This window comes from Bacillus sp. NP157 (genome assembly GCA_018889975.1).
Classification (GTDB): Bacteria; Pseudomonadota; Gammaproteobacteria; order Xanthomonadales; family Rhodanobacteraceae; genus Luteibacter.
Map to the genome: position 1 here is coordinate 4,462,378 of CP076546.1, position 12,988 is coordinate 4,475,365.

Below are 12,988 nucleotides of genomic sequence, written 5' to 3' on the forward strand. Positions count from 1 at the left end.
CTTGAAGTACGCGCATGCCGGGGGCATGCGTCAGTGAATCGGCTGCCGCGCTGTGGGCTGAACGCTACACGCTGGCGTCATGGCCAAAAAAAACGGCCCTTCCGGGCCGTTTTTTCTAACGCTTAACCATTCACGCTTCACTGAAGCAACGAATTCACCGCTTCCAGGTCCTTCACGTCGACCGTGCCGGCGCTCTGCTTCAACAGCAGCTTGTCGAGCACGAACTGGTGGCGGGACTGCGAGTAGTCGCTCAGCGCGGAGGTCAGGTTCTGCTGGGCGATCAGCACGTCGACGATGGTGCGCGTGCCGACTTCGAAACCGGCCTGGGTCGCGTCACGCGCGCTTTCGGCGGATTCCACGGCGGCCTTGGTCGCTTCCACCTTGCTGATGCCGGCCACCACCGAGCGATAGTAGTTCAGCGTGTCGCGAACCACCTGGCGACGGGTGGATTCCAGCGAATCCTGCGCCGCATCGCGCTGGTAGATCGACTGGCGGACGCGCGACTGCGTGGCGCCACCGGAGAAGATCGGCACGTTGAGGGTCAGGCCCACCGAGGTGGCACCGCGACCGTTACCGGACAGCGCGCTGGAGCCCGCCGTGCCGGTGCCGGCGCCGGCGTTCTGGTACCACGTCGAGCTCTTGCTGTAGCCCACGGACGCATCGACGGTCGGCAGGTGGCCTGCACGGGCGGACGAAATGCTGTGCTCGGCCGAGTCGACGTTGTACTGCGCGGCGATCACGGTCGGGTTCGACTTCACGGCTTCCGAGACCCAGGCCTTGGCGTCGTTCGGCGAGGGCGGATCCATCGGCAGCTGCTCGCGCAGCTTCTTCAGGTTGTCCGCCGGCTGGCCGGTGATCTGGGTCAGGGCTTCGCGCGAGTCGGCGAGAGTGTTCTCTGCCGTGATGACGGAGGCAACCGCCGTGTCGTGCTGGGCCTTGGCGTCCTGCACGTCGGTGATCGCCGACAGGCCGACGTCGAAGCGCTGCTGCGCCTGTTCCAGCTGACGGGCCAGGGCCTGCTCGTTGGCCTTGGCGAAGGTCAGGGCGTCGTCGTTGGTCAGCACCTGGAAATAGGCGGTGGCCACGCGGGTCGACAGGGCCTGCAGCGCGGCGTCGTAGGTCGCGTTCTGCGAGTCGGACGACGAGCGGGCGGCCTTCACGTCAGCGTACTTGCTGAAGTCCACGACGCTCTGGGTGACCGTGGCGCTCAGCTCGCGGGTGCGCGTATGGCCGATATCGCTCGAATAGCCGACGATCGTCTGGTTGTCCGCGCCATAGATCGGCTGGCGGGTCGGGCCGGCCGGGTCGCTCTGGTTGAGGCTCAGCTGGGCGTTGACCTGGGGCAGCAGCAGGGCGCGTGCCTGCGTGACGCCCTCACCGGTCGCCAGGCGGGTGGAATCCGCCTGCGACAGCACCGGATCGTTGGCCCGGGCCTGGCGATAGGCGTCGAGCAAGTCTTCTGCGTGGCTTGCGAACGGTGTCGCTGCCAGGGCCAGCGCGACGGTGAGGAGCTTCAAGCGCATGGTTTCGCCTCGTGGGTGATGGGGATCTTGGGGAGTCAGAGCACGAAGCGCTTTACCGGCGCAGCATGCGCCAGGTAAGGAAGGTCCGTTTCAAACAGGGATTCCTCGCGGAAGCGACCCTCGCCCTCGTGGGTGAGGAGCACGGCCGTCTGCGCCGGCGAATCGCCGCGCACCACGAACATGCGACCGCCCGGCTTCAGCCAGCGGACGAACTTCGCGGGGATCTCGTGCACCGCGCCGGTGACCACGACGACGTCGAAAACGCCGGCCGGCACGTAACCGTTGACGGCCTCGGCGGTCTCCACCGTGGCGTTGGCGACGCCCGCGGCGGCCAGGCGCTGGCGCGCGGCGTCCACGAAGTCGGCATGCATGTCGATGCTGGTGACCTTGCCGGCCAGGTTGGCAAGGCAGGCGGTCAGGTAGCCCGAACCGGTGCCGATCTCGAGCACTTCGTCGGTCTTGTTCAGGGCGATGGCCTGCAGGACGCGACCTTCGATGACCGGCTTCATCATCACTTCGTCGTGGCCCAGCGGCAGGTTCAGGTCGGCGAACGCCACGTTGCGGTGGGCCGGCGCGACGAAATCTTCGCGGCGGATGGCCTTCAGCGTGTCGAGGACCGAGTACTCAAGGACCTCCCAGGGGCGGACCTGGTTCTCGACCATGTTCTGGCGGGCCTGCTCGAAATTCATCGCCATGGTGTTCAATCCCGTACGAAAAGCTGGAAAAAGGTTCGAAAGGATAAGCGGTTAGGGCCGTTTTTCCCAATGTGTAAAGGCTGCGGTGCCGGTGCGCCCCCGCGAAGTGCCGGAAGTCACCGGACGGGCCTGACGGAAGTCATGCCCCTCGGGCCACACCCCCACGCCGGCTGAACGGCAGGTGGGACGGGGCCCGGGCCACCATGGAGACCGCGGCACGCGGCCCCACATCATTCTAAGGTAGGACGGCGGTTCCGCTCCTGTATCCAGTTGTCGCGTCCAAGACGCAACACACTGGAAATAACTGAACCGCTGCGTATAATAAAGTCATAACTTTTGTTTGTGAAGGTGCAGCCATGAACGCCAGCCCGAAAATGAAGACCCAGGGCCCGGGGCGTCCGAAAGACATGGAGAAGCGCGCGGCTATCCTGGATGCCGCCAAGGCGCTCTTCACGCAGGGCGGCTTCGCGGGTACCAGCATGGACGCCGTCGCCGCTTCCGCCGGCGTCTCCAAGCTCACCGTTTACAGCCATTTCGGCGACAAGGACAACCTTTTCCGCGAGGTTATCCGCGCGCACGTGCAGGAACGCCTGCCCGACGACCTGTTCGACTTCAGCAGCGGCGCCGACATCCGGGCGACGCTGACCGCCATCGCCAGCCGCCATGCGGCGATGGAAACCAACACGGAATCGGTCGGCACCTTCCGCGCCATCCTCTCCGACTGCCAGTCCGGCGGTAATCCCCGCTTTGGCCGGCTTGTCTGGGAAGAGGGTCCGGTGCGCATGCACAAGCTGATGAGCCGCCTGCTCGGCGACGCGGTCGAACGCGGCCAGCTGGACATCGCCGACGTCAGCCGCGCCACCACCCAGTTCCTGGCCCTGCTCAAGGGCGACCTGCTCATTCGCCGCCTGTTCGGTTGCGAAGACTGCGCCGTGCAGTTTGCCGAGGAAGTGAACAACAACGCCCTCGCGGCGGTTGAGATGTTCATGCGCGCCTACGGGCCGAGGGCGTAACAACGCCCTTCACCCGGCCTTCCCGGGTCGCGCCATAACGTTTCGCCATTCCCTACCCAACTCCTCCAGGAGCACAGGCAATGGCTGCAACGAAACCCTTCGTCACCGATATTGAGAACATCCGGAAGCGTGCGCGCGAGCACATCGACAACGGTGCCGTCACCGCAGGCTATCGTGGCGACCGCGAAACGGTGATCAAGCTGCTCAACGAAGCGCTCGCGACCGAGATCGTCTGCGTGCTGCGCTACAAGTACCACTACTACATGGCGCCGGGCATCCACTCGCAGAGCGTGAAGTCCGAGTTCCTCGAACACGCAAACGAAGAGCAGGTGCATGCCGACCGCATCGCGGAGCGCATCACCCAGCTCGATGGCACGCCGAATTTCAACCCGGAAGGCCTGCTTTCGCGTAGCCACGCGGATTACGTCGAGGGCGTCGACCTGATCGACATGATCAAGGAAGACCTCGTCGCCGAGCGCATCGCGATCGACAGCTACCGCGAGATCATCACCTACATCGGCGACGACGATCCGACCACGCGCCGGATCATGGAAGACATCCTCGCGCAGGAAGAAGAGCACGCCGAAGACATGGCGACCCTGCTCGAGAACCTGGGCAAGAAGGGCGAGATCGCGGCACCGGCTCCGCGCTGATTGGGTAAGCTGGCGGCCACCGCTCGTTTCGGAGAAGGATCATCATGAACGCGACCGCCACCCCCACGCCTGCGCCGCGCCGACGTCGTCGCCCGCTCAGCCTGCTCATCGCCGTGCCGCTCGCGGTGCTGGTGCTGTTGCTGCTCTTCTTTATGTGGTGGTGGGACAAGGAGCCGGAGCAGTTCGACCCGCTGCCGGTGACCACGGCGCACATGAAGGAGATCGGCCGGCCGGTGAGCACGGGTGCCGTCACGACGTACACGCTCATCGAGTCGGTGCGGACGCTGATGGACAAGCGTGGCGGCTACCTCAGCAACGACAAATTCCCGCCCGGCGCGTTCATGGACAACATGCCGAACTGGGAATTTGGCTCGCTGACCGCCTCGCGTGACCTGGCCCGGGCCCTGCGCAACGACTTCAGCCGTTCGCAGACCCAGTCCACCGAGGACAAGGCGCTGGGCGAGGCCGATCCGCTGCTCAACAGCCCGAACGATCGCTGGCTGTTTCCCAGCTCGGAATCGCAGTACGGCAAGGCCACGGACGACCTGGAGGATTACCTGGGCCGCCTCAGCGATAGCGAAGACGGCAATGCGCATTTTTATGCGCGCGCGGACAACCTCGCCGATTACCTGCAGACGGTGTCGGCCCGGCTGGGCTCGCTGTCGCAGCGTCTCTCGGCCAGCGTGGGCCAGTTGAAGGTCGACGCGGCGCCGAATGCGGACGTGGCGGGCAATGCGGGCGCGGCGAAAGCCGTTTACGTAAAGACGCCCTGGAACAAGATCGACGACAACTTCTACGAGGCGCGCGGTTACACGTGGGCCTTGCTCGAGCAGCTGAAGGCGATCCGCCACGACTTCGCACCGATCCTGCGCAGCAAGAACGCCGACGCCAGCCTGCAGCAGGTGATTCGCGAACTGGAAGAATCGCAGAAGTCGCTGGGTAGCCCGGTCGTGCTGAACGGCTCGCCGTTCGGGTTCTTCGCGAACCACTCGCTGGTGATGGCGAACTACATCTCGCGCGCCAACGCGGCAATCATCGACCTGCGCGGCCTGCTCGGCCGCGGCTGACGAAAAAAGCCCGCCGATCGGCGGGCTTTTCTTTTGATTTTGTAGGAGCGCGCCTGCGCGCGAAAAGGTGTTCCAGCCAAACCGTTTCTTCCAGCCAAACCGTTTCTTCCAGCCAAACCGTTTCGTTGGCGTTTCGCGCGCAGGCGCGCTCCTACATTGGGCTTTTCTTACTTGGAAGCCTTGTAGCGGTCGATGCCGGCGACGATCTCGGCCTTGGCTTCTTCGGCGCCGACCCAGCCTTCGACCTTGACCCACTTGCCCTTCTCGAGATCCTTGTAGTGCTCGAAGAAGTGGCCGATGCGCTCCAGCCAGTGGCCGGACACCTGCTTGATGTCGCGGATGTGGGCGTAGCCGCCGAACACCTTCTCGACCGGCACCACCACCAGCTTCTCGTCTGCACCGGCTTCGTCGGACATCTTCAGCATGCCGACCGGGTAGCAGCGGATCACCGAACCCGGCACCAGCGACAGCGGCAGGATCACCAGGGCATCGAGCGGGTCGCCGTCGCCGCCCAGGGTGCCCGGCACGTAGCCGTAGTTGCACGGGTAGCGCATCGGGGTGGAGAGGATGCGGTCGACGAAGATCGCGCCGCTGTCCTTGTCCACTTCGTACTTGACCGGCTCGGCATCCTTGGGGATTTCGATGATGACGTTGATTTCGTCCGGCACATTCTTGCCGGCGGGGACGAGGTGCAGGCCCATGGGGGGTTCCTTGAGTCGTTAGGGGGTTGTCAGCCCCCAAGGATACCGCTGGGCGGCGATTATTTCAGGTGGTCCCAGAGGTAGACGTAGCCCAGGGCGTTCATGAAGGCCGCCTGCTTGTTGTCCGCCGCGGCCCCGTGGCCGCCCTCGATGTTCTCGTAGAAGCTGGCATCGAAGCCCATCGACTGCATGCGGGCGGCCATCTTGCGGGCGTGCACCGGGCCCACGCGGTCGTCGCGGGTCGAGGTGGTAAACAGCACGGCCGGGTAGTGGGTGCCCTTGTGCAGGTTGTGGTACGGCGAGAAGGTCTGGATGTACTTCCATTCCTCCGGCTTGTCCGGGTCGCCGTACTCGGCCATCCAGGAGGCGCCGGCCGACATGTGCGGGTAACGCTTCATGTCGAGCAGGGCGACCTGGCTGACCACCGCGCCGTAGAGCTGCGGGTACTGGGTCAGCATGTTGCCGGCGAGCAGGCCGCCGTTGCTGCCGCCCATCATGCCCATGTGCTTCGGCGTGGTGATCTTGCGGTCGATCAGGTCCTGCGACACCGCCGCGAAGTCCTCGTAGGCGCGCGGACGGTTGGCCTTCAGCGCCGCCTGGTGCCAGCGCGGGCCGTACTCGCCGCCGCCGCGGATGTTGGCGATGACATACACGCCGCCCTTTTCCAGCCAGGCGCGGCCGGGGCCGGCGAGGTAGGCCGGCTGCAGCGAGATCTCAAAGCCGCCGTAGCCGTAGACCAGGGTCGGGTTGCTGCCGTCGGCCTTCATCGTCTTCGGCGCGATCTCGAAATACGGCACCCTCGTGCCGTCCTTCGACGTCGCGAAGTGCTGGCTCACGGTGAACTTCGACGCGTCGAAGAACGCCGGCGTGTGCTTCAGTGCTTCGCGGTCGCCCTTGCCCAACACGCCGTGGTACAGCGTGGTCGGCTGCAGGAAGCCGGACACGGTGAGGAAGTAATCGTCGCTCTCGTCCGCATCGATGCCGGTGGCGGTCATGGTCGACAGCGCCGGGGCACCGCCCAGCGAATCCACCTTCCACGCACCGGTGCTGGCCGGGGTCAGCACCTGGACCTCGCTGACCACGTCGCGCATCAGGTTGAGGATCAGCCGGTTCTTCGTCCACGAATGGCTGGCCAGCGAGGTGTGCTCGTCAGGCGTGAACAGCACGGTGATCTCGCGCTTGCCGGCCATGTAGTCGTCGAATTTCGCCGCGAGCAGCGAGCCGGACGGATAGCTCTTGCCGCCCACCTTCCACTCGGTGCGCGGCTCGATCAGCAGCCATTCGCGCTCGACATCGGTCTCGGCGTCGTTCGGCACGTCGATCTTCGTCAGCTTGCCGTCCTGGCCGCGGACGAAGGTTTCGCTGTTGTAGAACTCCAGCGCGCGCTGGACGAACGAGCGCTCGAAGCCCGGGGTGAGATCGCGGTAACCCGAGATCGACATGTCGGTCTTCTTGCCTTCGTACACCGTGGCGGCGGAGGCCAGCGGCGTGCCGCGCTTCCATTCCTTGACGATGCGCGGGTAGCTCGAATCGGTCATCGAACCGGGGCCGAAGTCGGTGGCGACGAACAGGTGGTCCTTGTCGATCCAGGCCACCTGGCTCTTCGACTCGGGCAGGCTGAAGCCATCCTTCACGAACGCCTTGGTGGCGAGGTCGAATTCGCGGATCACGTCCGCATCCGCACCGCCGCGCGACAGCGACACCAGGCAGAAGCGGTCATCCGGCTTCAGGCACTGCGCGCCGTGCCACACCCAGTTTTCCTTCTCGCTGGCGGAGAGGGCGTCCAGGTCGATCACGGTTTCCCACGCCGGGCTGTCCTTGCGGTATTCAGCCAGGGTGGTGCGGCGCCAGAGCCCCTTAGGGTGCTGCTTGTCGCGCCACAGGTTGTAGAAATGGTCGCCGATCTTGCTGACCATCGGGATCTTCGCGTCGGAATCCAGCATCTCCAGGATGCGGGCGTCCAGTGTCTTGAATTCGTCGCTCGACGCATAGGCCGCGACCGTCTTCGCGTTCTCCTGCTTCACCCATGCGAGCGGCTTCGCGCCGTCGATGTCGTCGAGCCAGAGGTTTTCGTCATCGCCCGAGGCCTGTGCGGCGGGGGCGGCGGGTGTCTTGGGGGTGTCGTGTGCCTGGGTCATGCCACTCAAGGTAAGGGCGATGGCCAGTGCAATCCAGCGTCGATGCATGGGTGGGTCCTGGAAGGGCAAGCGGTTCCGGGGACCATAGCGCACGGCGGGCGTTGGGGTGCCCATGACTTTTGGGGGGTAAAAAAGGCGTTGAGAGTGCCGAGTTGAGAGTAACGAGGGAAAAGCAGGGCAGGAGCCGTCCCTTGCTTCCCCTCGCTACTCGTTACTCTCAACCCGATACGCTCTATTCCAATCAGAGCAACGGAATCAACAACAACGCCACGATGTTGATGATCTTGATCAGCGGATTCACCGCCGGTCCCGCCGTGTCCTTGTACGGGTCGCCCACGGTGTCGCCGGTGACGGCGGCCTTGTGGGCGTCGGAGCCCTTGCCGCCGAAGTTGCCGTCTTCGATGTATTTCTTGGCATTGTCCCACGCGCCGCCGCCGGTGGTCATCGAGATGGCGACGAACAGGCCGGTGACGATGGTGCCGATCAGCACGCCGCCGAGTGCCTGCGCACCGGCTTCGGCGCCGCCCAGCCACTTGAAGCCGAAGATCACCACCACCGGCACGAGCACCGGCAACAGCGAGGGCACCAGCATCTCGCGGATCGCCGAGCGGGTGAGCAGGTCGACCGCACGCGAATAATCCGGCTTGGTGGTGCCTTCCATGATCCCGGTGATCTCGCGGAACTGCCGGCGCACTTCCTCCACCACGGCACCGGCCGCGCGGCCCACCGCCTCCATCGCCATGGCCGCGAACAGGTAGGGGATCAGGCCGCCGATCAGCAGGCCGATGATCACGTAGTGGTTGGACAGGTCGAAGCGGATGTCCGCACCGCCGAAGTGCAGGTTGAGGTTGTGCGTGTAATCGGCGAACAGCACCAGCGCGGCCAGGCCGGCCGAACCGATCGCGTAGCCCTTGGTCACCGCCTTGGTGGTGTTGCCCACGGCGTCCAGCGGGTCGGTCACGCCACGTACTTCCGCGGGCAGCTCGGCCATCTCGGCGATGCCGCCGGCGTTATCGGTGATCGGGCCATAGGCGTCCAGCGCCACCACCATGCCGGTCATGCTGAGCATGGCCGTCGCGCTGATCGCGATGCCGTACAGGCCGGCGAGCTCGAAAGCGCCCCAGATGGCCGCGCAGACGGCGAGCACCGGCAGGGCCGTGGATTTCATCGAGACGCCAAGGCCGGCGATGATGTTGGTCGCGTGGCCGGTGGTAGACGACTGTGCGACGTGGCGTACCGGGCGATACTCGGTCGCCGTGTAGTACTCGGTGATCACCACCATCGCGCCGGTAAGCACCAGGCCGATGATCGCGCAGCCGAACAGGCGGCCGGTACCGAAGGCGCTGTCACCCATCAGTTGCTCGGTGATCGGCCAGAACGCGATCGCCGCCAGCAGCGCGGAGACGAACACGCCGGCGTACAGCGCGTTCATGATCTTGCCGCCGCGGATCTTTACGAAGAAGGTACCGATCACCGACGCCACGATCGATGCGCCGCCCAGCACCAGCGGATAGAGGATGCCGTAAGGACCGACTTCGGTCGCCAGCACGCCGCCGAGCAGCATCGTCGCGATCAGGGTGACCGCGTAGGTCTCGAACAGGTCGGCGGCCATGCCGGCGCAGTCGCCGACGTTGTCGCCCACGTTATCGGCGATCACCGCAGGGTTGCGCGGGTCATCCTCGGGAATGCCGGCCTCCACCTTGCCGACCAGGTCCGCGCCGACATCCGCACCCTTGGTGAAGATGCCGCCGCCCAGGCGGGCGAAGATCGAGATCAGCGACGAGCCGAAGGCCAGGCCGACCAGTGAGTGCAACACGTGGCCCCGCTCGTAGCCGAGATGGGTCAGCACGCCGTAGTAGCCGGCCACGCCCAACAGGCCGAGGCCAACGACCAGCATGCCGGTGACCGCACCGCCGCGGAAGGCGACCGCCAGGGCAGAAGAAAGGCCGCTCCGGGCGGCCTCTGCGGTACGAACGTTGGCGCGAACGGAGACGTTCATGCCGATGTAGCCGGCTGCCCCGGAAAGCACCGCCCCCAGCGCGAAGCCGATGGCCGTGCCCCAGTCGAGGAAGATGCCAAGCAAGAGGAAAAGGACGATGCCGACAACGCCGATGGTGGCGTACTGGCGATTGAGATAGGCACGCGCGCCTTCCTGGATGGCGGCAGCAATTTCCTGCATTCGTTCGTTGCCCGGCGAACGCGCCAGGACCCAACTGACCGAAAACGCGCCGTACAGAATCGCTACGACCGCACATCCCAGCGCGATCCATAAACCGTACTGTTGCAGCATCGAAGCCTCCCCGAATTGTGGGAGCCCTTACAGGGCCCGAGCCGAGTATAGGCAGGGGAGGCCGGGAAACGTGTTGTGCGGTGCAGAATCGTAGGAGCGCGCCTGCGCGCGATGGGTGGTGCGAGATGGGCCGGGTTTGGGCGAGCCGGACTTGGTCGAGCCGCATGTGGGCGGGTCACATCCGGTCGAGCCCAACCTTGGCGAGCCGAACCTGGTCGAACCGAACCTGGGCGATGAGAGCTTCCTGCTTCATCGCCCTGTTGGCTGTTCGCGCGCGGGCGCGCTCCTACATGTGTCGAGCTACCTGTTACTGCTGGAGCACGATGTCGGTGATGATGCCAGTGGCCACGGCGACCAGCAGGAACTGGCCGTCGTTGTCATCGCGGACCCAGTGGTAGCCGCGCGGCGGTTCGCGCAGGCGGCGGGTGCGCCAGTCGTCGACGACGACGACGCGACCGTCGTAACGGTGGCCGCGCTGCCAGTCGTGATGGGCGTAGCCCGGCGGCGGACCGCGGTGGTCGTCGCGATGATCGTAACGGTGGTCATCGCGATGGTCGTCGCGGCGATCGCGGTCATCATGGTGATCGCGGTCGTCATGGCCCGGGGGCGGCGGCGGATCCCACGCGAAGGCGGGAGCGACCACGCCGGCCGTGGCGAGGCAGAAAACGAGTTTGCCAAGCATCTTCATGGTGTCTCTCCGGTTAGCGCGTAGCGATATCGAGGATCACGCCAGTCGCGACCGCGACCAGCAGGAAGTCATTGTTCTCACGAACCCAGTGATAACCGCGTGGCGGCTGGCGCAGGCGGTAGCTGCCGTAGTCGTAGACCACCACGTTGCGGCCGTAATACCGGTGGCCGCGCTCCCAATGGCCGTAGTAACGCGGCGGGGGCGGACGGTGGTAGTAGCCCGGGCCACGGTCATAGTGGCCGTAATAGCGCGGCGGGGGCGGCGGACGATGGCCGTGCCAGCCGTTGTCGTGGTGCCAGTCACCGCGGCCGCGGTTGTCGTAACCGTGGTGGTCACGGCCGCGATCATGGTCGTGGTCCGGCGCGGCGAACGCCACCGAGGTGGTGGCCAGCGCCAGGGCAGCAAGGGCAGTACGCAGCATCATCTTCATACGGGTTCTCTCAGTGACGATCCGCAACGAGGACCGACGACCCGCACTTTAGGAATGGAAAGCTGAACGGAAGAGCCCGGATTTTGAAAGGGCCATGAAAGCATTAAGTAACGCGACAGCTATTGAACTGCTCCGTTCAGTAAATCGACCCGGGGTGGAACTCAAGTGTCAGATTCGACGGGCTTTCCGGCAGGAACAGCTCGGTGCGCCGTTCAGGTGTGCGGGCCACGATTTTGCCGCCGCGAAGCACCAGCAGGCGGTTGGCTTTCAGGCGGATCGCCTCGTAGGTGTCGCCGGCCTGCAGCAGGACCGCATCGGCACGGTTGCCCGGTGCGATGCCGTACCCGTCGAGGCCGAGTACGCGCGCGGCATTCGCCGTCACCGCGTCGAAGCAGTAGCCGACGCCGGCGCTCGAGGTCATCTGCGCCACGTGCAGGCCCATGTGCGCCACGTCGAGCATGTCGGCCGAGCCCATGCCGTACCAGGGGTCCATCACGCAATCGTGGCCAAAGGCGACGTTGACGCCGGCCGCCAGCAATTCCGGCACGCGGGTAATGCCGCGACGCTTCGGATAGGTGTCGTGGCGACCCTGCAGCGTGATGTTGATCAGCGGATTGGCGATCGCATGCACGCCCGCTTCGGCGATCAACGGCAACAGCTTGGACACGTAGTAGTTGTCCATCGAGTGCATCGAGGTGAGATGCGAACCGGTGACGCGGCCCTGCAAACCCGTGCGGATGGTCTCCGCCGCCAGCGTCTCGATATGCCGGGACCACGGATCGTCGGACTCGTCGCAATGCATGTCCACGCGCAGGCCGCGCTCCGCAGCCAGTTCGCACAGCCAGCGGATCGACTCGGCGCCATCGGCCATGGTCCGCTCGAAGTGCGGGATGCCGCCGACGACGTCCACGCCCATGTCCAGCGCGCGGACCAGGTTCGCCTTCGCCGTGCGCGAGCGCAGTAGGCCATCCTGCGGAAACGCGACCAGCTCCAGGTGCAGGTAGGGGGCGACCCGGCGCTTCACTTCCAGCAGGGCCTCGGTGGCGAGCAGGCGGTCATCGCATACGTCGACATGGCTTCGGATCGCCAGCAGGCCCTGGGCGACGGCCATGTCGCAGTAGGCGAGGGCGCGCTTCACCAGCGCGTCGATGGTGAGGTCGGGTTTCAGCTCACCCCACAGCGCGATGCCTTCGAGCAGGGTGCCCGACGCATTGAGCCGCGGCAGGCCCAGCGACAGCGTCGCATCCATGTGGAAGTGCGGGTCGACGAACGGCGGCGCGAGCAGGCGCCCCTGCGCATCGATTTCTTCCACGCCATTCGCCGGCAACCCGGGCTGGATCGCGGCGAAGCGCCCATCCTCGATGCCGACGTCGACATCGCGGCGTCCGTCGGGAAGGGTGGCGTGGCGGATGATCAGGTCCATCGGGTTTCCAGGTCAGGCGGATTCGGCGTCGACGAAGCTCACGCTCATGCGCACGGGCTTCGTGGCGATCTGCGTCGTAAGGCCATGCAGCACCTGCGACAGCGCATTCATCGTCGGATTGCCCGATGGGCTCAGCTGGCGGTGCAAGGTCTTTGCATGGGTGCCCGTGGCGTGCGCGAGCTCTTCAAAGCCTACGGCATTGGCGAGCGTACGCAAGATCGAGCGTGCCGCCTGTGCGTGGCCATCCGCGAGCAGCTCCACGGCTTCGCCGACGAGGGCCATCGCGAACTCGGGCTCCGCCTTGATGCGGGCGATGACACGCAGGCGGGGGTCGACAGTCATCGTGTTCATCGTGGTGTCCTCATTG

General features: G+C 65.5%; 12 protein-coding genes. 3 read left to right on the forward strand and 9 right to left on the reverse strand.

What is annotated here, in order from left to right; translation table 11 throughout:
* Positions 1 to 137: 137 nt before the first annotated feature.
* Together KPL74_20230 and KPL74_20235 are read right to left on the reverse strand one after the other, a co-directional pair.
* Complete coding sequence (locus KPL74_20230) at positions 138 to 1,523, reverse strand: TolC family outer membrane protein (GenBank protein QWT20064.1); 1,386 nt, start codon at positions 1,521 to 1,523, stop codon at positions 138 to 140.
* 35 nt (positions 1,524 to 1,558) lie between these two features.
* Complete coding sequence (locus KPL74_20235) at positions 1,559 to 2,218, reverse strand: protein-L-isoaspartate O-methyltransferase (GenBank protein QWT20065.1); 660 nt, start codon at positions 2,216 to 2,218, stop codon at positions 1,559 to 1,561.
* A 356-nt stretch (positions 2,219 to 2,574) separates the two neighbouring features.
* On the opposite strand from KPL74_20235, the gene KPL74_20240 reads away from it, so the two are divergent.
* The 3 genes from KPL74_20240 to KPL74_20250 all read left to right on the forward strand — a co-directional run bounded on the left by KPL74_20240 (position 2,575) and on the right by KPL74_20250 (position 4,951).
* Positions 2,575 to 3,231 (forward strand): TetR/AcrR family transcriptional regulator, encoded by a 657-nt coding sequence (locus KPL74_20240; GenBank protein QWT20066.1) that lies wholly within the window; start codon positions 2,575 to 2,577, stop codon positions 3,229 to 3,231.
* An 80-nt stretch (positions 3,232 to 3,311) separates the two neighbouring features.
* Complete coding sequence (locus KPL74_20245; GenBank protein QWT20067.1) at positions 3,312 to 3,884, forward strand: hypothetical protein; 573 nt, start codon at positions 3,312 to 3,314, stop codon at positions 3,882 to 3,884.
* Positions 3,885 to 3,928: 44 nt separating this feature from the next.
* Entirely contained in the window at positions 3,929 to 4,951 is a 1,023-nt protein-coding gene (locus KPL74_20250) for a DUF2333 family protein (GenBank protein QWT20068.1), read from the forward strand.
* A gap of 167 nt (positions 4,952 to 5,118) precedes the next feature.
* Here KPL74_20250 and ppa read toward each other — a convergent pair whose 3' ends face one another.
* The 7 genes from ppa to KPL74_20285 all read right to left on the reverse strand — a co-directional run bounded on the left by ppa (position 5,119) and on the right by KPL74_20285 (position 12,972).
* Positions 5,119 to 5,652 (reverse strand): inorganic diphosphatase, encoded by a 534-nt coding sequence (gene ppa / locus KPL74_20255; GenBank protein QWT20069.1) that lies wholly within the window; start codon positions 5,650 to 5,652, stop codon positions 5,119 to 5,121.
* A 59-nt stretch (positions 5,653 to 5,711) separates the two neighbouring features.
* A complete protein-coding gene (locus KPL74_20260) occupies positions 5,712 to 7,838 on the reverse strand; it encodes a prolyl oligopeptidase family serine peptidase (GenBank protein QWT20070.1) in 2,127 nt (708 codons plus the stop codon).
* 193 nt (positions 7,839 to 8,031) lie between these two features.
* Positions 8,032 to 10,080 (reverse strand): sodium-translocating pyrophosphatase, encoded by a 2,049-nt coding sequence (locus tag KPL74_20265; GenBank protein QWT20071.1) that lies wholly within the window; start codon positions 10,078 to 10,080, stop codon positions 8,032 to 8,034.
* Positions 10,081 to 10,387: 307 nt separating this feature from the next.
* On the reverse strand, positions 10,388 to 10,768 hold the full coding sequence (locus KPL74_20270; GenBank protein QWT20072.1) for an RcnB family protein: 381 nt from the start codon (positions 10,766 to 10,768) through the stop codon (positions 10,388 to 10,390).
* Between the two features lie 13 nt (positions 10,769 to 10,781).
* The gene (locus KPL74_20275) at positions 10,782 to 11,192 is read right to left on the reverse strand and encodes an RcnB family protein (GenBank protein QWT20073.1); all 411 of its coding nucleotides are present in this window, start codon (positions 11,190 to 11,192) and stop codon (positions 10,782 to 10,784) included.
* Between the two features lie 142 nt (positions 11,193 to 11,334).
* Positions 11,335 to 12,621, reverse strand: a complete 1,287-nt coding sequence (locus tag KPL74_20280) for an amidohydrolase family protein (GenBank protein QWT20074.1) — start codon at positions 12,619 to 12,621, stop codon at positions 11,335 to 11,337.
* A gap of 12 nt (positions 12,622 to 12,633) precedes the next feature.
* Positions 12,634 to 12,972 carry a hypothetical protein gene (locus tag KPL74_20285; protein QWT20075.1) on the reverse strand — a complete coding sequence of 113 codons (339 nt, stop codon included), beginning with the start codon at positions 12,970 to 12,972 and terminating at the stop codon, positions 12,634 to 12,636.
* Positions 12,973 to 12,988: the final 16 nt, after the last annotated feature.